The following is a 298-nucleotide window of genomic DNA, read 5'->3' on the forward strand; positions in this document are numbered from 1 at the left end:
GTGGCTGCTTCTGAGCCAACATCCTGGTTGTCTGCGTATCTTCACATCGTTTTCCACTTAACCTGACTTTGGGACCTTAGCTGTAGATCTGGGCTGTTTCCCTTTAGACAATGACATTTATCTGACACTGTCTGACTCCCAAGCATCAATACTCTGGCATTCTGAGTTTGATAAGCTTCGCTATCCTCTCGGCCGCTAGGCTATTCAGTGCTTTACCTCCAGGTATCTAACTTGAGGCTAGTCCTAAAACTATTTCGGTGAGAACCATCTATCTCCGGGTTCGATTGGATTTTCTCCG

The 298-nt window shown here is 46.3% G+C and carries 1 rRNA gene; it reads right to left on the minus strand.

Annotated elements, in window-relative coordinates:
* Nucleotides 1-298: ribosomal RNA gene (locus P0G09_RS19105) — 23S ribosomal RNA — on the minus strand; the annotation flags it as partial.

Origin of the sequence: Faecalibacterium sp. DFI.5.82 (assembly GCF_029076575.1) — a bacterium.
GTDB classification, from domain to species: domain Bacteria; phylum Bacillota; class Clostridia; order Oscillospirales; family Ruminococcaceae; genus Faecalibacterium; species Faecalibacterium duncaniae.